Below are 1,091 nucleotides of genomic sequence, written 5' to 3' on the forward strand. Positions count from 1 at the left end.
TCAGGCGGGTGGCCGTTTGGGAGGTGCGGTGCTCTGGCGTACGACGAGTTCGGTGGCCAGTTCGACGCGGCTCTGGGGTAGGGGGTCGCCGTGGGCGAGGGTGAGGAGCATGGTGGTGGCGGCGGCGGCCATGTCGGTGAGGGGTTGGCGGATGGTGGTCAGTGGGGGGATGGTCCATCGGATGGAGGGCAGGTCGTCGAAGCCGATCACGCTGAGGTCGTCGGGGATGCGCAGGCCGAGTTGGTGGGCGGCGTGGTAGACGCCGATGGCTTGGCCGTCGTTGGTGGCGAAGATGGCGGTGGGTGGGTCGGGCAGGCGGAGGAGGCGGTGTGCTTGGGTGAGGCCGCCTTCGATGAGGAAGTCGCCGCGGGCGGTGAGTTGGGGGTCGGCGGGGATGCCGGCCATGTCGAGGGCGGTGCGGTGGCCGTCGAGGCGGGCGCGGCTGGACAGGGCGGAGTCGGGGCCGGTGATGATGGCGATGCGGCGGTGTCCGAGTTCGAGGAGGTGGCGGGTGGCGGTGAGGCCGCCGTTCCAGTTGCCGGCGCCGACGGAGGGGATGGTGGGGGCGGGGGCGTCGGCGGGGTCGAGCAGGACGAGGGGGATTTCGCGGCGGGCGAGTTGTTGGTGCTGGGTTTCGGTGAGGCCGGAGAAGACGGCGATGACGCCGCTGGGGCGGCGGCGGAGTACGCCTTCGAGCCAGGCGTCGGCGGCGGTGTGGTCGCGGCGTAGGTCGGAGATGCCGACGGTGAGGTCGTGGGTGCGGGCGACGTCGGCCACGCCTTTGGTGATCTCGACGGGGTAGTCGCCTTCGAGGGCGTGGAAGACGAGGTCGATGAGGGTGGTGGGGGTGGAGCGGCGGCGTTGGCGGCGGTAGCCGTGGCGGCGGATGAGTTCTTCCACGGCGGCGCGGGTTTCGGAGGAGACCTCGGAGCGGCCGTTGACGACCTTGGAGACCGTCGCGGTGGAGACTCCGGCCAGCTCGGCGAGCTGGGCGATGGTGAGAGGGGACGACTCCGTGGTCATGGCGGCAGTCTAGTCACGGGGTGCGGGAAGGCGGGCGGTACCGCCTTCCCACGATCAAGGCTGCCGCG

The 1,091-nt window shown here is 71.4% G+C and carries 1 protein-coding gene; it reads right to left on the bottom strand.

The features are described from left to right. Positions 1 to 1,023, bottom strand: coding sequence for a LacI family DNA-binding transcriptional regulator (locus ACBJ32_RS59345; protein ID WP_375134399.1), 1,023 nt, complete (start codon positions 1,021 to 1,023; stop codon positions 1 to 3). Positions 1,024 to 1,091 lie beyond the last annotated feature (68 nt).

The sequence above is a fragment of the Nonomuraea sp. GTA35 genome (assembly GCF_041950525.1).
In the GTDB taxonomy this organism is placed as follows: Bacteria; Actinomycetota; Actinomycetes; order Streptosporangiales; family Streptosporangiaceae; genus Nonomuraea.

What these genes read in the sequence shown, in the direction of transcription:
- ACBJ32_RS59345 (WP_375134399.1), bottom strand. Translation starts at nt 1,023, where the DNA reads ATGACCACGGAGTCGTCCCCTCTCACCATCGCCCAGCTCGCCGAGCTG.